Below are 19,349 nucleotides of genomic sequence, written 5' to 3'. Positions count from 1 at the left end.
GTCCTTCAGCTCTTCAGGTATTCCTCGTCCCGGAACGTGACCACCCATTGTGGCCGGTAGACCACAAAGACTGCCACCAGCATGCCGGTCAGGAAGGCTTCGCCAAAGGCCAGGATCACCGTGGCCGCGAGCGTGTCGGCCACGCTCAGCGGCAGGCCGGGCGCCATCGCGTTCTGCAGGGCATCGCGCCGCAATAGCTGCCAGGGCCGGCACGTCAGCGCCCATAGCAGCCCGGCCAGGGACACCAGGACCAGCAAGGGATCGGACAACAGGGACGGGAGCGCGGTGAGCATGCGGCCGATGCTACCAGCCCTGCCGGCGCGCGGTACCGCCTCCGGTCAAGCTGCGTGCCGCTGTGCCCGCGCACCCTGCCTCGCAACCTTTATAATCCGCCTTTAGCCTTTGCAACCCGCGCGAAGTACGCGGGTGCATCCCCCTCCGGTCACAAATCCGCTATTCCTCCATGTCCGCCCAACTGATCGACGGCAACGCCCTTGCCAAACAAATCCGCTCCGAAGCCGCCCAGCGCGCCGCCCGCCTGACCGAACGCGGCCACCAGCCCGGCCTGGCGGTGGTCCTGGTCGGGGAGGATCCGGCCAGCCAGGTCTATGTGCGCAACAAGGTCAAGGCCTGCGAGGACAACGGTTTCTATTCGTCGCTGGACCGCTACCCGGCTGATCTGTCCGAGGCCGACCTGCTGGCCCGCATCGATGCCCTGAACCACGACCCCAGGATCCACGGCATCCTGGTGCAGTTGCCGCTGCCCAAGCACATCGACAGCCACAAGGTGCTGGAAGCGATCGCCCCGGAAAAGGACGTCGACGGCTTCCACGTGGCCAACGCCGGCGCGCTGATGACCGGCGCGCCGCTGTTCCGCCCGTGCACCCCCTACGGTTGCATGAAGATGCTGGAATCGATCCAGTTCCCGCTGCGCGGCGCGCGCGCCGTGGTGGTCGGGGCCTCCAACATCGTCGGCAAGCCGATGGCGATGCTGCTGCTGCAGGCCGGCGCCACCGTCACCATCTGCAACAGCAAGACGCGCGATATCGGCGCCCATACCCGTGACGCGGATGTGGTGGTGGCGGCGGTCGGCCGGCGCAACCTGATCACCGCCGACATGGTCAAGCCCGGCGCGGTCGTGATCGACGTGGGCATGAACCGCGACGACAACGGCAAGCTGTGCGGCGACGTCGACTTTGCCGGCGTCCGCGAGGTGGCCGGCTACATCACGCCGGTGCCCGGCGGCGTCGGCCCGATGACCATCACCATGCTGCTGGTAAACACGCTGGAAGCAGCGGAGCGCGCCGCGGGCTAACATTGCTTCGGCGTACGATACGTACCATACGCCACCCGGGGCACTGGAAAAGCCGGCGCCCCGGCCCCATCTGCGGGACATTGCCCCATCAGGCCAGCCAACCGAGAACACGCCATGGACCAAGCTGCCAACGCCCAGAATCCGCTGCTGGACTTTTCCGACCTGCCCCGCTTTGCCGAGATCCGGCCCGAGCACATCAGCCCGGCGCTGGACGTGCTGCTGGAACGCGCGCAGCAGGCCGTCGCGCGCGCGGAGGACCCCGCCACGCCGGCCGACTGGGCCCACGCCGTGCAGGCGCTGGAAACGGCCACCGAGCCGCTGGGCCGCGCTTGGGGCGTGGTCAGCCACCTGAGCGCCGTGGCCGATACGCCCGAGCTGCGCAAGGCGCACGCCGAGAACCTGCCGCGCATGACCGAATTCTGGTCCTCGCTCGGCCAGAGCCTGGCGCTGTATGACAAGTACAAGGCGCTGGCCACCAGCCCCGAGTTTGCCGGCATGAGTGCGGCGCGCCACCAGCTGATCGACAACGAGCTGCGCGGCTTCCGCCTGGGCGGCGCCGAACTGCCCGAGGACCAGAAGCCGCGCTTCGCCGAGATCCAGGAGCAGCAGGCGCAGTTGTCCAAGGCGTTCTCCGACCATGTGCTGGACGCCACCAATACCTATGCGCTCTACGTCGAGGACGAGGCGCGCCTGGCCGGCCTGCCCGACGACGCGAAGGAAGCCGCCCGCCTCGCCGCCGAGAAGGAAGGCAAGGCCGGCTGGAAGTTCACGCTGCACTTTCCCTCCTACTTCCCGGTGCTGCAGTACGCGGATGACCGCGCGCTGCGCCAGACGCTGTACGAAGCCAACGTCACGCGCGCGTCCGAGCTCGCCCCGCAATACGGCCAGGGCCAGGCCGACTGGGACAACACCGCCAATATGCGCGAGCAGCTCGCGCTGCGCCGCGAAGAAGCGCAGATGCTGGGCTACCAGTGCTATGGCGAGGTCTCGCTGGTGCCGAAGATGGCCGAGTCGCCCGCCGAGGTGCTGAAGTTCCTCGACGAACTCGCGGTGAAGGCGCGTCCCTATGCCGAGAAGGACTGGGCCGAACTGCAGGCGTTTGCCGCATCCGAACTCGGCCTGACCGACCTGCAGCCGTGGGACGTGGCCTATGCCTCGGAAAAGCTGCGCCAGCGGCGCTATGCGTTCTCCGAGCACGAGGTCAAGCAGTACTTCCCGGAACCCAAGGTGCTGGAAGGCCTGTTCGGCGTGGTGGAGAAACTGTTCTCGGTGCGCATCGAGCCCGAGCAGGCGCAGACCTGGCACAAGGACGTACGCTTCTTCCGCGTAAGCACCGCCGACGGCACGCTGCTGGCCCAGTTCTATATCGACCTGTACGCGCGCGAAGGCAAGCGCGGCGGCGCGTGGATGGACGATGCGCGCGGCCGCAAGGTGCTGGAGCAAGGCGGCGTGCAGACCCCGGTGGCCTACCTGACCTGCAATTTCTCCGCGCCGGTCGGCAACAAGCCCGCACTGTTCACGCACGACGAAGTCATCACGCTGTTCCATGAGTTCGGCCACGGCCTGCACCATATGCTGACGCAGGTGGGCGAGCTGGGCGTGTCGGGCATCAACGGGGTGGAATGGGATGCGGTAGAGCTGCCGTCGCAGTTCATGGAGAACTTCTGCTGGGAATATGAAGTGCTGACCGGCATGACGCAGCATGTCGAGACCGGCGAGCCGCTGCCGCGCGCGCTGTTCGACCGCATGCTGGCCGCCAAGAACTTCCAGAACGGCATGATGACGCTGCGCCAGATCGTGTTCTCGTCGTTCGACATGCATCTGCATACGGACTTCGATCCGGCCGGCGAGGCGTCGGTGCTGGACCTGTCGCGTCAGATCAATGACCGCGTGCACGTGGTGCCGCAGCATCCGCTGTCGCGCTGGCCGAACACCTTCAGCCATATCTTCGCCGGCGGCTACGCGGCGGGCTACTACAGCTACAAGTGGGCCGAGGTGCTGTCGGCCGACGTGTACGCGGCGTTCGAGGAAGCGGCGCAACTGTCGGGCACCGTGCTCGACAGCGAGACCGGCGCGCGCTACCAGCGCGAAATCCTGTCGGTGGGCGGCAGCCGTCCGGCGATGGAGTCCTTCGTCGCGTTCCGCGGCCGCGCGCCGCAGATCGATGTGCTGCTGCGCCACGGCGGGATGGCGGCATGAGCGCGGTGGCCTTGCCTACTCAGGGACCGCTTCGCATTGCAAGCTGGAACGTCAACTCGCTGAAGGTGCGCCTGCCGCAGGTGCTGCAATGGCTGGCCGAGCAGGAGCAGGCCGGCGCGCCGATCGACGCGCTGTGCCTGCAGGAACTGAAGCTGCCGGACGACAAGTACCCGCTCGCCGAGCTGGAGAACGCCGGCTTCCACAGCATCTACACCGGGCAGAAGACGTACAACGGCGTGGCCATCCTCGCCCGCGACGCCAGCATGCCCGGCCCCGCCGACGTGGTGCGCAACATCCCCGGCTTCGAGGATGCGCAACAGCGCGTGATCGCCGCCACCTACGGCGACCTGCGCGTGGTCTGCGCCTACTTCCCCAACGGGCAGTCGCCGGAGTCGGAGAAGTTCGCCTACAAGCTGAAGTGGCTGGAAGCGATGACGGCGTGGCTGCGCGAGGAAATGACGCGCTACCCGCGCCTGGCGCTGCTGGGCGATTTCAATATCGCACCGGAAGACCGCGACGTGCACGACCCGGCCAAGTGGGAAGGCCAGAACCTGGTCTCGCCACCGGAGCGCGCCGCGTTTGCCGCGCTGGTGGAGCTGGGGCTGGCGGATGCCTTCCGCAAGTTCGAGCAGCCGGAGAAGGCGTTCTCGTGGTGGGACTACCGCATGCTGGCGTTCCGCCGCAATGCCGGCCTGCGCATCGACCATATCCTGCTGTCGCCGGCGCTGACCGCGCAATGCACGGCATGCGTGATCGACCGCGTGCCGCGCACCTGGGACCAGCCGTCGGACCACACCCCGGTGGTTGCCACGCTGCATTGCGGCTGAACGCTGCTACGGCGCCGCCCGGCGACGGGCGGCGCTGAGCCCTGCCATTTCGTCCCATGCCCGCGTCCCATCCCGGCTCCATCCTCACCCGCCTGTTCCCGTGGGGCCGGCGCGTAGACCCCGCCACGCTGCGCGCCGACCTCATCGCCGGCCTGCTCGGCGCCGTGCTGGTGCTGCCGCAGGGCGTGGCCTTCGCCACGCTGGCCGGCCTGCCGCCGCAGTACGGCATCTACAGCGCGGTGGTGCCATGCATCGTGGCGGCGCTGTTCGGCTCGAGCTGGCACGTGATGTCAGGGCCGACCAATGCCAATTCCCTGGCGCTGTTCGCCATGCTGAGCCCGCTGGCCTTTGCCGGCAGCCCGGCCTATATCGGGCTGGCGCTGGCGGTCACCATCGTGGTGGGCGTGATGCAGCTTGCGCTAGGCACGCTGCGGCTCGGGTCGCTGGCCAACTTCATCTCGCCATCGGTGCTGCTCGGCTTCACCTGCGGTGCCGCGACGCTGATCGGCCTGTATGCGCTGAAGGACCTGTTCGGGCTGGAGGTGCCGACCGGCACCAGCGCATTCGGCGTGTTGCGCCACTTGTTCGAGAACGCCGATACGATCAACGGCTCGGCGCTCATCGTGGGCGCGGTGACGCTGGCGGTGACGCTGCTATGCAAACGGCTGTGGCGCAAGCTGCCGTTCATGCTGCTCGGGCTGCTGGCCGGGTACGGCGTGGCGCTGCTGCTGAACCGGGCCGGCGTGGGCGGACAGCATGTCAATGTGGTCGGTCCGATCCCGTCGGCGCTGCCGCACTTCCACGTGCCCGACGTGGACTGGCGCAAGCTGCCTGACCTGCTGGGGATCGCGTCGGCGCTGACCATCGTCGCGCTGGGCCAGTCGATCTCGATCGCCAAGGCGGTGGCACTGCGCTCCGGCCAGCATATCGACGCCAACCGCGAATTTATCGGCCAGGGCTTGTCGAATATCGTCGGCGGCTTTTTCTCCGGCTATATCTCGTGCGGCTCGCTCAACCGTTCGGTGCCGAACTTCGAGGCCGGTGCGCGCACGCCGCTGGCCAGCGTGTTCTCGGCGCTGTGGCTGGTGGCGCTGGTGGCGATCAGCGCCCCGCTGCTGGCACAGATCCCGATGGCCGCGATCGCCGCGATGCTGCTGCTGGTGGCCTGGGGCCTGCTCGATATCGCCCGGCTGCGCCGCATCTTCACACTGAGCCGCACGGAGTTCGCCATCGCCATCGGCACCTTCGCCGCGACGCTGGTGATCCGGCTGGAAATGGCGGTGCTGCTCGGCACCGTGCTGTCGCTGGTGGCCTACCTGTACCGCACCTCCCGGCCCGCGGTGCGTAGCCTGGTACCCGATGCCGACGACCCCGACCGTCGCTTCACGCCGCTGGACGAACTGCGCCGCCCACAGCCGGAATGCCCGCAACTGAAGCTGCTGCGCATGGAAGGCGCGATCTACTTCGGCGCGGTGCAGTACGTGACCGACCGCCTGCACTGGCTGCGCACGGTCAACCCCGGGCAGACCCATCTGCTGGCGATGACCAAGAGCATGAACTTTATCGACCTGGCCGGCGCCGAGATGTGGGAAAGCGAACTCGCCGAGCGCCGTGCGCTGGGCGGCGACCTCTACTTCCACCGGCCGCGCACGCAAGTGCTGCAGACGTGGGAACAGACCGGCTTCACCGACAAGCTCGGGCCGGACCATGTCTTCCCGACCAAGCGGCAGGCGCTGCACACGATCATCGGCAAGTTGTCGCCGGAAATCTGTGCCCAGTGCCAGGCCCGCATCTTCGACGAATGCGCATCGCGGCCCGGCCCCGCCGCGCATGGCAAGGCGAGTGAAAAGACCTGAAAAAGGGACTTAAAAAAGACTGAAGGGGGATACTGCGGACGCCCTGGACCGGCGTTGCCGGGCTGGGCACGCAAGGCCGGACGGCCCTACGCTGGGAAACTGGACAACGTAGCTGATAACGGATGGGCGCCCGCGGCATGCCTGGGGCTGGCCGGGGCATCCATCCTCATCAGATCGGCGCCACGTGGGCGCGCTTGACGACGATAGGCTGGGGCGCGCCCTGCTCGATCAGCACCACGGCGGCGCGTTCGATCGTTTCACGGCCGGCACGGAATGCCTCTTCCAGCGACAGCACCTGATCGGCGCTGAAGCCTTCCCACAGTGCTTCACGTGTCACCACGCAAGTCACCTTCTCGCCATTGACGATCGCCTGAAAGAGCAAGCCTTCATTGTTGATGTCGTAGCGCTCTTGCTCTTGGAATTTGATTTCCATCGGTGCAGCCCTCCATATGCAAGTGGAGAAGAATCCTAACATGGCTCAGGCGAAATCGTATGGTTGAGCCTGTGCGAATGCGCTCAATCCGGAGACCGTCCGCGCTGGCGTTCGGTTCCCTGCACGCGACGACACGCCGCATCCGCGACGCCCCGACGTGTTTTGCCGGGGCGCTCACGGAACATTTGACAGCGCAAAAAATCATGATAGAATCTCGTTCTTCGTTGGGGCGTTAGCTCAGTTGGTAGAGCAGCGGACTCTTAATCCGTAGGTCGAGTGTTCGAGTCACTCACGCCCCACCAGCGAATACAGAAAGGCCGGAAGCAGCGATGCTTCCGGCCTTTTGCTTTTTCCGCTGAATCAGGCGGGCGCGGATTCTGTCAGGCGCCGATGCTGGCGCGCTCGAACAACGTGTGTGCCAGTGCGCGGTGGCGCACGAGCACGTTCGGCAAATCGGCGGTCAGCAGCGCGCCGTCGCGCACCACCTCACGCCCGTTGATCACGCTCGCCGCGACATTGGCCGGCGTGCAGAACACCAGCGCCGCCACCGGATCGTGGCCGCCGCCGGCAAACCCGACACCCGACATATCGAAGGCAACGAAGTCCGCCGACATGCCCGGCGCCAGCGCGCCGATATCGTCGCGGTTCAGCACGCGCGCGCCGCCCAGCGTGGCGATCTCCAGCGCCTCGCGCGCACTCATCGCCGCCGGGCCGTAGCCCACGCGCTGCAGCAGCAGCGCCTGGCGCGCCTCGCCCAGCATATGCGCGCCGTCGTTGGACGCGCTGCCATCGACGCCCAGCCCCACCGGCACGCCCGCATCGCGCATCGCCCGCACCGGCGCAATGCCGGAGGCCAGCCGCATATTCGAGCAAGGGCAATGCGCCACGCCTGTGCCAGTGCGCGCGAACAGCGCGATGCCCTCCTCGTCGAGCTTGACGCAGTGCGCGTGCCACACGTCATGGCCGACCCAGCCCAGGTCCTCGGCATACTGCGCCGGCGTCAGGCCGAACTTCTCGCGCGAGTAGGCGATGTCGTTGTCGTTCTCGGCCAGGTGGGTGTGCAGCGATACGCCATAGTGCCGCGCCATATTGGCCGATTCGCGCATCAGGTCGCGCGACACCGAGAATGGCGAGCACGGCGCCAGCACGATGCGCAGCATCGCGTGGCGCGCGCTGTCGTGGTACTGCTCCACCAGCCGCTGGCTGTCGCGCAGGATCGCGTCCTCTTGTTCCACCACCACGTCGGGCGGCAGGCCGCCCTTGCTGCGGCCGACGCTCATCGAGCCGCGCGCGGCATGGAAGCGCATGCCCATTTCCTGCGCCGCGGCGATCGAGTCGTCCAGCCGCGCGCCATTGGGATACAGGTACAGGTGGTCGCTGGTGGTGGTGCAGCCCGACAGCATCAGCTCGGCCATCGCGGTCCGGGTGGATACCGCGATCATTTCCGGCGTCAGGTGCGACCACAGCATGTACAGGTTGGTGAGCCATGAGAACAGCTCAGCATCCTGCGCCGCAGGCACCGCGCGCGTCAGGCTCTGGTACATGTGGTGGTGCGTATTGACCAGCCCTGGCGTGACCACGCGGCCGCGCATGTCGAGCACCCGTGCGCTGCCTTCGTCGACCATGCGGCGGTACTGCGGCGGCAGTTCCGCCGTGGCGCCGACCCACTGCATGGCCGGGCCTTCGGCGACCAGGGCGCCATCGCGGATCTCGCGGCGCTGCGCGTCCATGGTGACCAGCACATCGGCGTTCAGGGCAATCAGGGTCATGGCGGAATTCCTTTTGCTTGGGGAGTCAGATGGGATGGACCCCAGTCTACGGCGCCGCGATGCCAGTCCCTAAGCGCAGAATTCCGACCATCGTGTCCACAAAAAGTGGACAGCGCCGGTCGGGACACCAGCTCAGCGCGCCTGTGCGAACAGCGCGGCCAGCGCTTCGGCGATGCGCTCGGCCATCAGCTCCGCCGCCGCACTGAGCGGGGCGCGGGAGCGTGCCACCAGCGTCAGCGTCTGGCCCTGCAGGTGGCGGTCGCGCAGCGGCACGTAGACCAGCGCCTGGCGCGCGCGCTCCTCCATCACGTCGAGCGGATTCAGCAGCGCGATGCCGGTGCCCAGCATCACCAGCTGGCGGATCAGCACCGTCGACGTGGACTCGGCCACCGGCGACACCTCGATGGCATTGCGGGCAAAGGCATCGTCGAGGATCGCGCGGATCGACAACGACGGCGCCGGCAGGATCAGCGGGTGGCCCACGCATTCGCTCAGCAGCACCGACGGCTGCGCGGCCAGCGGGTGGCCCGGCGGCACCACCGCGCCGATCTGCCAGTCGCTGGAGGCCAGCGCGCGGAAGGCGGGCAGTTCGGGCAGGTCGTAGCCGAGGCCGAGATCGGCATCGCCCTGCTCCACCGCGGCGACGATATCCGCCACCGGCAGATCATGGATGCGCACGACGATGCCCGGGTAGCGCTGGCGGAAATCGTGCACCAGCGACGGCATCAGCGAGCCCGCCAGGCCCGCGGTGACCGCTACGGTGACGTCGCCGCGACGGGCGCCCTTGAAGTCGGCGATGCGTTCGCGCAGCGCGTCGTGCTCGCGCAGGGTCTCGCGCACGTGGGCCAGCACCATCTCGCCCAGCGGTGTCAGCCGCAGCCGTTTGTTGATGCGCTCGAACAGCGGCGCGCCCAGCTCCGCCTCCAGGTCCAGGATCTGGCGGTTGACCGCGGTGGGCGCCACGTGCAGGTGCTCGGCCGCCTTGCGGATCGAACCGCGGCGGACGACCTCGTCGAGATAGCGCAGGACTCTGGCGTGCATGGGAGGGGTGCGGGACTAGGTGCGGGACTGGGTGACAGGCGGGCGTGCGCATTGTAGCGGTCGGCAGGCTCGCAGCCACAACCCCGGCTCGCAAAAAATGACGAGAGGGTATTGCGCCGCATCCGGTACCTTGCTACAATCTTTTTCTTCGTTGGGGCGTTAGCTCAGTTGGTAGAGCAGCGGACTCTTAATCCGTAGGTCGAGTGTTCGAGTCACTCACGCCCCACCAGCGAATTCATGAAAGGCCGGAAGCTTGCTTCCGGCTTTTTTCATTTCCGCATCGGGTTTCCTGCCCCACCCGCGACGCCCTCGCGCGGACGGCACCAACGCCGTTTTCTTGATACGCGGGTTGTCACCAATTCCGTTGCCAGCACTTTCCCGTTTCAATCGCTCCGGCGCCCATAGTGGAACATAGTTCCGTATCGCGGAACAATCCCGGCGCGCCATCAGTGAAGAAAGAACGGAGGCATCCTTGAAAGCAGTACCTACCCTCTTCAGCGCAGGCGCGGCCGCCTGCCTCGCCGCCCTTGGCCTGGCGCACGCCGGCCTTGCCCAGGCGCAGTCCTACCCGAACAAGCCGATCCGCCTGATCGTTCCGTTCGCGGCCGGCGGCACCACCGATATCGTCGCGCGCGCAGTCTCCGACGGCCTGGGCCGAGAACTGGGCCAGCCGGTGGTGGTGGAAAACCGTGGCGGCGGCGGCGGCGCGATCGGTGCCGACGCGCTGGCCAAGTCCGCGGCAGACGGCTACACGCTGGGCATCGCCACCGTCAGCACGATGGCGACCAACCCGGCCACCAACCCGAAGAACCCGTACGATCCGCTCAAGGATTTCGCGCCGATCACCAACCTGGTCAACGTGCCCAACGTGCTGACGGTGAACCCGAAGGTGCCGGCCAAGACCGTGAAGGAATTCGTCGCGCTGCTGCAGGCCAACCCCGGCAAGTACAGCTACGCGTCGGCCGGCAAGGGCAGCATCTCGCACCTGGACGGCGAGCTGTTCAAGGACATCACCAAGACCGACATGGTCCATATCCCCTACCGGGGATCGGGCCCGGCGCTGAACGACACGCTGGCCGGCCAGGTCAACGCCCAGTTCGACAACCTGCCGTCGTCGATGCCGCATATCCAGGCCGGCAAGCTGCGCGCACTGGCAGTGGCAGCGCCCAAGCGCGTCGAGGGCCTGCCCGACGTGCCGACCTTCGCCGAAGCCGGCATGAAGGACATGAACAATATGGCCTGGTACGGCCTGGTGGCACCGGCCGGCACGCCGGCGGCGATCGTCACGCGCGTGCACGATGCCGCGGTCAAGGCGCTGCAGGACCCGAACGTCAAGCGCCGGCTGGCTGAAAGCGGCGCCTTCACCGACGGCAATACCTCGGCGCAGTTCGCCGCGCAGATCAAGCGCGAACTGGACCTGCGCAAGAAGATCGCGCGCGACCAGAACATCACGCTGGAATAAAGCGGGACAACGCGCAACCCGAGAGGGTCATGCAAAACGGCTGCCGCAACGGCAGCCGTTTTCTTTTCCGCGTAGGCCTGCACGGTCACCGCGGCCCTCCATCGCTTCTCGAATCCGCTGCGACTTGATCCCGCGCAGTACGCCGGCGGCGCCGACTGTCTTCAATACACGTAGAAGAAACATTCACTTTGCGGACCAGCGCCGACTCGGTACATTAGCCGGGTGCTCCGCCACACCACCGGCGCAAGCCGGCCAACGCTGGCCCCAAACCGGCTTCGCGCAGGCGCTGCGCGGCCAACCATCGCGAGGATAAAAAGATGCTGACGAAAACCGTTCCGACCCTGATTGTTGCAGCACTGGCCGCGCTCGGCGCGACCCAGGCCTATGCGCAGAAGAACTACACCGACGGCGGCGACCTCTACAGCGGCGGCCACACCAAGAAGAAGGCCAGCCCGAACCAGAACCCGGCCAAGTCAGGCAAGTTCGACCCCTACACCGATGGCGCGAAGCAATCGACCAAGGCGGACCTGACCAGTAGCTCGGGCAAGAAGTTCGACCCGAACACGGATGGCGCGAAGGCCGGCAAGTTCGATCCCTACACCGAAGGCGCCAAGGCCGGCAAGCGGGACCCGTACACCGACGGCGCCAAGGCTCCCGCCAGCAACGCTGGCAAAGCGCAGTAACCTCTGCGCGCCGCCGCCCGCGCGGGCGGCACCCACCCAAAACGGCCCGCTTCGGCGGGCCGTTTGCATCGGGACGCGCCGGTTGTCAGGCGGCCAGCGCCGATACCATTTTCACGGATGTCGCTTCACCGGTTCCTGCGGCCGCAGGGTGCCGCGGTCGCGGACGCCGACATGCGCCACCATCGGCACGATATTTGAGACATGCCGCCCTTGGCCACCGACTTGGTCACGAACACCGACAGGTGCGCATTGCGCGCAAAGCCACCGAAGCCGCCGATGCCGTTCATCATGTGCGTGCTGCATGGAAACCAGTCGCTTTCCTCATACCACACCGCTCTGATGGGACTCGCGCGGCACTATGCCCCTCGGTAGTCGGGGGGCTTTCCTTGATGTCACAACATCGGCAACAGTTTCTGTTAGTGTCTGCCCCATCGGTCGACCGTGCCCGCCAAAGAGGCATCGGCGTCCGTGCCGCCCGGGCCGGCCATGCTCCGGCCTTTTAGCATCGCAGTGGCGGCGAACTCACAACAGGAGACGCCATTCATGCAGCCAAGACCCCTCGAACCCAACGAGCCGGTTGTCCTTGCCCTGGTAGATGCCGTGACCGCCTGGCAGGATGCGTTAGAACAGACTCTCTCCGCCTCTGGCCTGAATTACGCCAAATGGCTGTTGTTGCGCGCCATCCGGCGCGGTGCTTTCGTGCGCGGCTCGACCCTGCCGGGCGCCATGCCGATCGATGCCACCCGATCCGAGCTGCTGCTGGCCGAGCTGGAGCGCGACGGCTGGATCGAGTATTCCGACAATCTTCCCCCGCGCATTGCCGAATCCGCCGCCGGCCGGCTCGAGCGCGCCTCGCAGGCCCTCAGCGCGCTGCATAGCGTGTCGGTTGCGCCGTTCAACTCGCAGGAACGCGTGGCGCTGGGCAGCCTGCTCGAGCGGATGAAGATCACGCTGAGCGACCACACCACGCGCCAGATCCGCGTCGGCGGCGAAGCGCAGGACAAACCGGCCACGCCCGTCACCTGCACCGGCCTGCCGCCCATCGCGCACCGCCCTGCGTCAACGCCCATTCTCGCCCGCGTCCGGTTCTGACGCCTGACGCGTCCTGCAAGCCGGTCCCGCCAAGCTGCGCCGGGACCGGCCGCTTTCTCCTCCGCTTTCTCCTCCGCTTTCTCCTCCGCTTTCCCCTCCTCTTCTCATCCTCGCCATGCCCGGCCACTTTATTGCGCCGGGAGCTCGGTTTTTTCCTAAAGTATGAGCATGCCCCGGCACATGTCGCGGCCGCTGCGCCCCCGCGGCGGCACGGCACCCATCGACACCGCGAGGAGGGAACATGCCGCAGGAGAACGAAGACAAAGTCGCGCACCTGCTGGACGAACTGGTCACCTTCGCCCGCGAGCGGCTGCCGGCGGCAACCTTCAGCGTGGTCGAGCCCTTCCTGCGGCATTACTACGACCAGGCCGACGCTGAAGACCTGCTGCGGCGCGAAGTCGCCGACCTCTATGGCGCCGTGATGGCGCACTGGCAGACCGCGCAGAAATTCGTTCCCGGCACGGCCCGCATCCGCGTCTACAACCCCAACCTGGAAGAGCACGGCTGGCACTCCGACCACACCGTGGTGGAAATCGTCAACGACGACATGCCCTTCCTGGTCGATTCGGTGACGATGGAGATCAACCGGCAGGGGCTCGCGCTGCATTCCGCGATCCACCCGGTGTTCCGCGTCTGGCGCGGCACGCGCGGCGGCATCGAGCGCATCGCGCCGGGCGGCGCGGGCGAGGCCGGCGACAACTCGCGCCTCGAATCCTTTATCCATTTCGAGATCGACCGCAGCGGCGAGGCCGCGCGGCTGGACGCGCTGCGCAGCGGCATCGGCCAGGTGCTGGTCGACGTGCGCGCGGCGGTGGAAGACTGGGCGAAGATGGGCGAGATCACCCAGGCCACCATCGCCGCGCTGGCCCAGGGGCCCGATGCCGCCTCGCCGGAAAGCGAGGAAGCGCGCGCCTTCCTCGAATGGATGATGGACGACCACTTCACCTTCCTCGGCCAGCGCGACTACCAGCTCGTGTCGCAGGACGGGCGCTATTTCCTGCGGGGCGTGCCGGACTCGGGCGCGGGCATCCTGCGCGAGAGCCTGCGCGAACCCGATGCCGCTGACCTGACGCCGCTGCCCGCCGCGGCCACCGACATCATCGAAGGCGCGTCGCCGATCTTCGTGACCAAGGCCAATTCGCGCGCCACCGTGCACCGGCCCGGCTATCTGGACTATGTCGGCGTCAAGCTGCTGGATAAGCAGGGGCAGCTCTTCGGTGAGCGCCGCTTTGTCGGCCTGTACACCTCGACCGCCTACATGGCGCCGATCGCCGAGATTCCGCTGGTGCGGCGCAAGTGCGCCAACATCCTGTCGCGTACCGGTTTCCTCGCCAAGGGCCACCTGTACAAATCGCTGGTGACCATCCTCGAGCAATACCCGCGCGACGAGTTGTTCCAGGCCAGCGAAGACGAACTGTTCGACATCACCATCGGCATCCTGCGGCTGCAGGAGCACCAGCGTACGCGGCTCTTCGTGCGCCGCGACCGCTTCGACCGCTTTGTCTCGTGCCTGGTCTTCGTGCCGCGCGACAAGTACAACACCGACCTGCGCCAGAAGATCCAGAAGCTGCTGACCGCGGCCTTCCACGGCACGAGCTGCGAATTCACGCCGCTGCTGTCCGAATCGCCGCTGGCACGCATCCAGCTCACCGTGCGCGGCGAGCCCGGCACGATGCCGCATGTCGATACGGGCGAACTGGAAGATCGCATCGTCCACGCCAGCCGCCGCTGGCAGGACGATCTCGCCGAGGCGCTGCATGAAAGCCACGGCGAAGAACAAGGCAACCGGCTGCTGCAACGCTATGGCGGCTCGTTCCCCGCCGGCTATCGCGAGGACTACCCGGCACGCACCGCGGTGCGCGATATCGACCTGATGGAGCATGCACTGCACGGCAACGGTATGGCGATGAACCTGTACCGCCCGATTGAAGCCGCGCCGGGCGCGTTCCGCTTCAAGGTGTACCGCGCCGGCGAGCCGATCGCGCTGTCGCTGAGCCTGCCGATGCTCGAGCATCTCGGCGTGCGCGTCGATGAGGAGCGCCCTTACCTGATCGAGCCCGACAGCGGCACGCCGGTATGGGTGCACGACTTCGGGCTGGAGATCGCCGACGGCAGCAGCGAGGCGGACTTCGATATCGCGCGCGTGAAGGCGCTGTTCGAGGACGCCTTTGCGCGTGCGTGGCGCGGCGAGATCGAGAACGACGACCTCAACCGGCTGGTGCTGCGCGCCGAGCTGGCCGCGCGCGACGTCACCATCCTGCGCGCCTATGCGCGCTACCTGCGCCAGGTCGGTTCCACCTTCAGCGACGCCTATATCGAACGCGCGCTGACCTGCAACGCCGGCATCGCCGGCATGCTGGTGGCGCTGTTCGTCGCGCGCTTCGACACGCACAGCCAGGTGGCCGCCGATACCGCGCGCCAGGCGCGCTGCGACAAGCTGCTGGCCGATATCGAAGCCGCGCTCGACAAGGTGCCCAACCTCGACGAGGACCGCATCCTGCGGCTCTTCCTCGGCGTGATCAACGCCACCGTGCGCACCAACTATTTCCATCATGGCGAGGATGGCAAGCCGCGTCCCTACCTGTCGTTCAAGTTCAATCCGGCGCGCGTGCCCGGCCTGCCCGAGCCGCGGCCGATGTTCGAGATCTGGGTCTACTCGCCGCGCGTTGAAGGCGTACACCTGCGCGGCGGCCGGGTGGCGCGCGGCGGGCTGCGCTGGTCAGACCGGCGCGAAGACTTCCGCACCGAGGTGCTGGGCCTGATGAAGGCGCAGATGGTCAAGAACACGGTGATCGTGCCGGTGGGTTCCAAGGGCGGCTTCGTGGTCAAGCGCCCGCCGCCGCCCACCGATCGCGACGCGTTGCTGCAGGAAGGCATCGGCTGCTACCAGACTTTCCTGCGCGGGCTGCTCGACCTCACCGACAACCTGGTCGGCGGTCAGCTGGTACCGCCGCCAGACGTGGTGCGCCACGACGACAACGATCCCTACCTAGTGGTGGCCGCGGACAAGGGCACCGCCACGTTCTCCGACTTCGCCAATGCGATCTCCGCCGAGTACGGCTTCTGGCTGGACGATGCCTTCGCCTCCGGCGGCTCGGTCGGCTACGACCACAAGAAAATGGGCATCACCGCGCGCGGCGCGTGGGAATCGGTCAAGCGGCATTTCCGCGAGATGGGCATCGATATCCAGACCACCGACTTCACCGTGGCCGGCATCGGCGACATGTCTGGCGACGTGTTCGGCAACGGCATGCTGCTGTCGCCGCATATCCGGCTGGTGGCTGCGTTCGACCACCGCCATATCTTTCTCGATCCCAACCCCGATCCGGCTTCGAGCCTGCAGGAGCGCGCGCGCATGTTCAACCTGCCGCGCTCGAGCTGGGCCGACTACGACACCACGCTGATCTCAGAGGGCGGCGGCATCTATCCGCGCACCGCCAAGACCATCCCGCTGTCGCGGCAGGTGCAGGCGGTGCTCGGCGTCACGGCCACCACGCTGTCACCGGCCGAGCTGATCCACGCCATCCTGATGGCACCGGTGGACCTGCTCTACAACGGCGGCATCGGCACCTACGTCAAGTCGAGCCAGGAAACGCACCTGCAGGCCGGCGACCGCACCAATGACGCGGTGCGCGTCAACGGCAACGAGCTGCGCTGCAAGGTGGTGGGCGAAGGCGGCAACCTGGGCTTCACGCAGCTTGGCCGCATCGAGTTCGCGCGCAAGGGCGGGCGCATCAATACCGATGCCATCGACAATTCGGCCGGCGTGGACTGTTCGGACCACGAAGTCAATATCAAGATCCTGCTGGGGCTGGTGGTGGCCGACGGCGAGATGACCGAGAAGCAGCGCAACAAGCTGCTGGCCGAGATGACCGACGAAGTCGGCCTGCTGGTGCTGCAGGACAACTACTACCAGACCCAGGCGCTGTCGGTGGCCGGGCGCAGCGGCGCCGCGCTGCTCGACGGCGAGGCGCGCCTGATCCGCTGGCTCGAACGGGCCGGGCGGCTCAATCGCGCGCTCGAATTCCTGCCCTCCGATGAAGAGATCGCCGAGCGCAAGCTGGCCGGCGAAGGGATGACATCGCCTGAGCGCGCCGTGCTGCTCGCCTACAGCAAGATGTGGCTGTACGACGAGCTGCTGGCTTCGGATGTGCCCGAGGACTCCCTGGTGTCCGGCATGCTGGCCGATTACTTCCCGGTGCCGCTGCGCCAGCGCTACGCCGACGCGATGCAGCGCCACCCGCTGCGGCGCGAGATCCTGGCCACGCACCTGACCAATATGCTGGCCAACCGCATCGGCGCCACCTTCGTGCACCGGATCATGGAAGAAACCGACGCGCGCCCCGCCGATATCGTGCGCGCCTGCCTGATCGCGCGCGATGTGTTCGGCCTGACCGAGCTGTGGCAGCAGATCGATGCGCTCGATAACCGGGTGCCCGATGCCGAGCAGGCGCGCATGTTCGGCGCCGTGGCGGTGCTGCTGGAGCGCGCCTGCCTGTGGTTCATTCGCTATCTGCGTGCCGGCGGCAAGGCGGGCGAGGACCTGGCGCGTTTTGCGCAGGCGGCGCAGTGGCTGGTGCCGCAACTGCCGCGACTGCTGCCGCCAGCGGATGCATCGGCACTGCAGGAGCGCGCCAAGGCATTTATGGATGCCGGGGTCGGCGAGGCCCTGGCGATGCGCGTGGCGGGCAGCGAGATCTCCGCCGCGGCGCTGGATATCGCCGAAGTGGCCGCCGCCTGCGAACGCAGCCTGGAGCTGGTGGCCGGGGTCTACTTTGCGCTGGACAGCCACCTCAGCTTCAGCTGGCTGCGCGAACGCGCGCTGGCGCTGCCCTCGGACACGCACTGGGACCTGCTGGCGCGCACCACCACGCTGGAAGACCTGGGACGGCTCAAGCGCGCGCTGACGGTCAGCGTGCTGTCGCAGCCCGGCGAGGTCGATACGCCCGACGCGCGCATCGATGGCTGGCGGGCCAGCCGCCATGGCGCGCTCGAACGCTTCACGCGCATGCTGGCCGACCAGCGCGCCTCGGGGGCAGCCGGATTGTCGATGCTGTCTGTGGCGGTGCGCGAGATCGGCATGCTGGAGCGCGCCTAGCGTAGCGCGTGGGGTGTGCCGGGCGATGCCGGGCGGTGTGGGTTATTCGTCCGCGTCGCTGTGTGCGTCCGTATCGGTGTCGTGGTCCGCCTCATGGTCCGAGTCGGCGCCGGGATCTTCATCGGCACGGCGCGGATGCAGCTCGAGACCGAGCAGGATCAGCAGCTCGAAGGCATCGGACAACAAGTGCTTCTGCCGCGGCAGCAGGCTGGCGTACGGCATGTCATAGATCGACTGGTGCGCCGCGCGTTGGCCCTTCAGCCCGCGGTCGCGCGCGATATCCGACAGCAGCGCGGCGAACCCCGAAAGGTCCTGCGCCGCCAGCGCCGAATTCAACACCTTGGCGATCACTTCTGGCGAAGCGCTCGCCCACCCCATGCGTTCGGCATTGGAGGCAGAGTCTTGGGGAAGGTCGGCAAAGTCCATTTTGTGTTTAACGGTCCCGCCCAGGCGAGCTTAAGGCGGCCACCGCGTGAATTTGACCCCACATGCGTGGGGGTAACACAGCGGGCCGCCCGGCCGGGCTAGCGCGGCGCCGGCTTCGCGGTCACCTGGCGGTAGACCGTACTGCCATCGCGCGCCTTGCGTGCCTCGACGTGGTTGCGCGCTCCGCATAGCGGGCAGCGGAATACCGGCCCCTGCCCCTCGTTGCGGATCTGCACCTCATCCGGCTCCCAGCGCGCGCCGCAAGCCTGGTTCCCACAAACAAACATGAATTCTCCTTAAAACGGACGCCCTGGAAGCTCTGAGCCGGGCGCGATCCGGTCACGGCCGTCCGCCGGATTGCGGCGCGGCCATGCCTGCTCAGCCGCGATTATCAGGCCTGTCGTCCGGATCGGCAGGTTTTGACATGGCGATGAGCGCGGCAACCCCGGGCTCAGCCATTGCGCTGCACCCATTGACGGGCCCATTCGATCGCGGCAGCGCGTGCTTCGTCCGGCGTCGCGTGGATGGTCGGCGGGGCGCCGCCTTCCAGCACCACGGCACCAGATTCCCAGATATCGCACAAGGCCTTGAAACGCCCCCCTCCCAGCGCGTGGCAGAACACGTGGATGACAAAGCCGCGATACTCGACCACGTCGGTGGCGGCATCGGTCAGCGCGCGATCGGAGGTGGAATCGGAAGGCACCAGCGGTGCATCCGGCTGCGGCTGTGTCAATGACTGTGCCGGTGATTGCGCCCCGGACTGCGCCCCGGGCTGCGAGGCCCCCTGTGCCGTTGCCGTGCGTACCAGCATCGCGCAGGCACCGCCAACCGCCGCGCCCAGCACAATGCCCAGCCCAAACCAGCACGCCCTGCTTCCGCACTCCGCCATGGCATCTCCCGTAGCGACCCTGCCAAACCTGCTGACGCAACATGGTTGCCGCGGCCCGGCATCGGTTTCAGGTTATACCAAGACGGCCGCTGCGCTGCTGTCTTGCGGGCAAGCGCCCCAATTTGAGAATCGTGGGGGATGACCGAACCGCGGGGCGGGACTATGTCGCGGTAGGAATGCCCATTACTGAGCACCCCCCGCACAGATCCCGGCGTGCGCGATTCGCGCACCGGGCTCCTGCCTTGGGTGTTTGGCGGTG

General features: G+C 67.2%; 15 protein-coding genes, 2 tRNA genes and 1 pseudogene. 10 read left to right on the top strand and 8 right to left on the bottom strand.

The window, feature by feature from the left end; all coding sequences use genetic code 11:
- Positions 1–5 precede the first annotated feature (5 nt).
- Positions 6–293 carry a hypothetical protein gene (locus tag AB1I47_RS16805; RefSeq protein WP_354684875.1) on the bottom strand — a complete coding sequence of 96 codons (288 nt, stop codon included), beginning with the start codon at positions 291–293 and terminating at the stop codon, positions 6–8.
- Positions 294–463: 170 nt separating this feature from the next.
- On the opposite strand from AB1I47_RS16805, the gene folD reads away from it, so the two are divergent.
- The 4 genes from folD to AB1I47_RS16785 all read left to right on the top strand — a co-directional run bounded on the left by folD (position 464) and on the right by AB1I47_RS16785 (position 6,197).
- Entirely contained in the window at positions 464–1,315 is an 852-nt protein-coding gene (gene folD / locus AB1I47_RS16800; RefSeq protein ID WP_354684874.1) for a bifunctional methylenetetrahydrofolate dehydrogenase/methenyltetrahydrofolate cyclohydrolase FolD, read from the top strand.
- A 114-nt stretch (positions 1,316–1,429) separates the two neighbouring features.
- Complete coding sequence (locus AB1I47_RS16795; protein WP_354684873.1) at positions 1,430–3,514, top strand: M3 family metallopeptidase; 2,085 nt, start codon at positions 1,430–1,432, stop codon at positions 3,512–3,514.
- Positions 3,511–4,341, top strand: a complete 831-nt coding sequence (gene xth / locus AB1I47_RS16790) for an exodeoxyribonuclease III (protein ID WP_354684872.1) — start codon at positions 3,511–3,513, stop codon at positions 4,339–4,341. Before AB1I47_RS16795 ends, xth begins: the two co-directional genes overlap by 4 nt.
- A gap of 56 nt (positions 4,342–4,397) precedes the next feature.
- Positions 4,398–6,197 (top strand): SulP family inorganic anion transporter, encoded by a 1,800-nt coding sequence (locus AB1I47_RS16785; RefSeq protein WP_354684871.1) that lies wholly within the window; start codon positions 4,398–4,400, stop codon positions 6,195–6,197.
- Between the two features lie 169 nt (positions 6,198–6,366).
- Here the strand turns inward: AB1I47_RS16785 and AB1I47_RS16780 are convergent, their stop codons facing one another.
- On the bottom strand, positions 6,367–6,630 hold the full coding sequence (locus AB1I47_RS16780) for a DUF1488 family protein (protein WP_022534433.1): 264 nt from the start codon (positions 6,628–6,630) through the stop codon (positions 6,367–6,369).
- 226 nt (positions 6,631–6,856) lie between these two features.
- Here AB1I47_RS16780 and AB1I47_RS16775 point away from each other — a divergent pair.
- Positions 6,857–6,932: transfer RNA gene (locus AB1I47_RS16775), tRNA-Lys, on the top strand.
- A 78-nt stretch (positions 6,933–7,010) separates the two neighbouring features.
- On the opposite strand, the gene AB1I47_RS16770 is transcribed toward AB1I47_RS16775, so the two are convergent.
- Entirely contained in the window at positions 7,011–8,399 is a 1,389-nt protein-coding gene (locus AB1I47_RS16770) for an 8-oxoguanine deaminase (RefSeq protein WP_354684870.1), read from the bottom strand.
- Positions 8,400–8,531: 132 nt separating this feature from the next.
- On the bottom strand, positions 8,532–9,440 hold the full coding sequence (locus AB1I47_RS16765; RefSeq protein ID WP_354684869.1) for a LysR family transcriptional regulator: 909 nt from the start codon (positions 9,438–9,440) through the stop codon (positions 8,532–8,534).
- A 153-nt stretch (positions 9,441–9,593) separates the two neighbouring features.
- Here AB1I47_RS16765 and AB1I47_RS16760 point away from each other — a divergent pair.
- From AB1I47_RS16760 to AB1I47_RS16750, 3 genes are all read left to right on the top strand, one after another.
- A tRNA-Lys gene (locus AB1I47_RS16760) sits at positions 9,594–9,669 on the top strand.
- A 243-nt stretch (positions 9,670–9,912) separates the two neighbouring features.
- On the top strand, positions 9,913–10,902 hold the full coding sequence (locus AB1I47_RS16755; protein WP_354684868.1) for a tripartite tricarboxylate transporter substrate binding protein BugE: 990 nt from the start codon (positions 9,913–9,915) through the stop codon (positions 10,900–10,902).
- Positions 10,903–11,219: 317 nt separating this feature from the next.
- Positions 11,220–11,585 (top strand): hypothetical protein, encoded by a 366-nt coding sequence (locus AB1I47_RS16750; protein WP_354684867.1) that lies wholly within the window; start codon positions 11,220–11,222, stop codon positions 11,583–11,585.
- A 168-nt stretch (positions 11,586–11,753) separates the two neighbouring features.
- On the opposite strand, the pseudogene AB1I47_RS16745 reads toward AB1I47_RS16750, so the two are convergent.
- A pseudogene (locus AB1I47_RS16745) lies at positions 11,754–11,881 on the bottom strand (acetyl-CoA hydrolase/transferase C-terminal domain-containing protein); the annotation flags it as partial.
- 247 nt (positions 11,882–12,128) lie between these two features.
- Here AB1I47_RS16745 and AB1I47_RS16740 point away from each other — a divergent pair.
- Together AB1I47_RS16740 and AB1I47_RS16735 are read left to right on the top strand one after the other, a co-directional pair.
- A complete protein-coding gene (locus AB1I47_RS16740) occupies positions 12,129–12,677 on the top strand; it encodes a MarR family transcriptional regulator (protein ID WP_354684866.1) in 549 nt (182 codons plus the stop codon).
- 241 nt (positions 12,678–12,918) lie between these two features.
- A complete protein-coding gene (locus AB1I47_RS16735) occupies positions 12,919–17,775 on the top strand; it encodes an NAD-glutamate dehydrogenase (protein WP_354684865.1) in 4,857 nt (1,618 codons plus the stop codon).
- A gap of 42 nt (positions 17,776–17,817) precedes the next feature.
- Here AB1I47_RS16735 and AB1I47_RS16730 read toward each other — a convergent pair whose 3' ends face one another.
- The 3 genes from AB1I47_RS16730 to AB1I47_RS16720 all read right to left on the bottom strand — a co-directional run bounded on the left by AB1I47_RS16730 (position 17,818) and on the right by AB1I47_RS16720 (position 19,090).
- A complete protein-coding gene (locus AB1I47_RS16730) occupies positions 17,818–18,201 on the bottom strand; it encodes a hypothetical protein (RefSeq protein ID WP_354684864.1) in 384 nt (127 codons plus the stop codon).
- Between the two features lie 98 nt (positions 18,202–18,299).
- Positions 18,300–18,488: a hypothetical protein gene (locus AB1I47_RS16725; protein WP_354684863.1), complete on the bottom strand. Its 189-nt coding sequence runs from the start codon at positions 18,486–18,488 to the stop codon at positions 18,300–18,302.
- Positions 18,489–18,652: 164 nt separating this feature from the next.
- Positions 18,653–19,090: a hypothetical protein gene (locus AB1I47_RS16720; RefSeq protein WP_354684862.1), complete on the bottom strand. Its 438-nt coding sequence runs from the start codon at positions 19,088–19,090 to the stop codon at positions 18,653–18,655.
- Positions 19,091–19,349: the final 259 nt, after the last annotated feature.

The sequence above is a fragment of the Cupriavidus necator genome (genome assembly GCF_040578825.1).
In the GTDB taxonomy this organism is placed as follows: Bacteria; Pseudomonadota; Gammaproteobacteria; order Burkholderiales; family Burkholderiaceae; genus Cupriavidus; species Cupriavidus necator_E.
The sequence above is the reverse complement of the archived record's forward strand: the minus strand, read 5'-3'. Positions and strand labels throughout refer to the sequence as shown.

Bases quoted from the DNA above. Each gene is read 5' to 3' on its own strand.
- AB1I47_RS16780 (WP_022534433.1), bottom strand. From the start codon at position 6,630: ATGGAAATCAAATTCCAAGAGCAAGAGCGCTACGACATCAACAATGAA.
- folD (WP_354684874.1), top strand. From the start codon at position 464: ATGTCCGCCCAACTGATCGACGGCAACGCCCTTGCCAAACAAATCCGC.
- AB1I47_RS16765 (WP_354684869.1), bottom strand. From the start codon at position 9,440: ATGCACGCCAGAGTCCTGCGCTATCTCGACGAGGTCGTCCGCCGCGGT.
- AB1I47_RS16795 (WP_354684873.1), top strand. From the start codon at position 1,430: ATGGACCAAGCTGCCAACGCCCAGAATCCGCTGCTGGACTTTTCCGAC.
- AB1I47_RS16770 (WP_354684870.1), bottom strand. From the start codon at position 8,399: ATGACCCTGATTGCCCTGAACGCCGATGTGCTGGTCACCATGGACGCG.
- AB1I47_RS16730 (WP_354684864.1), bottom strand. From the start codon at position 18,201: ATGGACTTTGCCGACCTTCCCCAAGACTCTGCCTCCAATGCCGAACGC.
- AB1I47_RS16725 (WP_354684863.1), bottom strand. From the start codon at position 18,488: ATGTTTGTTTGTGGGAACCAGGCTTGCGGCGCGCGCTGGGAGCCGGAT.
- AB1I47_RS16735 (WP_354684865.1), top strand. From the start codon at position 12,919: ATGCCGCAGGAGAACGAAGACAAAGTCGCGCACCTGCTGGACGAACTG.
- AB1I47_RS16720 (WP_354684862.1), bottom strand. From the start codon at position 19,090: ATGGCGGAGTGCGGAAGCAGGGCGTGCTGGTTTGGGCTGGGCATTGTG.
- xth (WP_354684872.1), top strand. From the start codon at position 3,511: ATGAGCGCGGTGGCCTTGCCTACTCAGGGACCGCTTCGCATTGCAAGC.
- AB1I47_RS16805 (WP_354684875.1), bottom strand. From the start codon at position 293: ATGCTCACCGCGCTCCCGTCCCTGTTGTCCGATCCCTTGCTGGTCCTG.
- AB1I47_RS16750 (WP_354684867.1), top strand. From the start codon at position 11,220: ATGCTGACGAAAACCGTTCCGACCCTGATTGTTGCAGCACTGGCCGCG.
- AB1I47_RS16740 (WP_354684866.1), top strand. From the start codon at position 12,129: ATGCAGCCAAGACCCCTCGAACCCAACGAGCCGGTTGTCCTTGCCCTG.
- AB1I47_RS16785 (WP_354684871.1), top strand. From the start codon at position 4,398: ATGCCCGCGTCCCATCCCGGCTCCATCCTCACCCGCCTGTTCCCGTGG.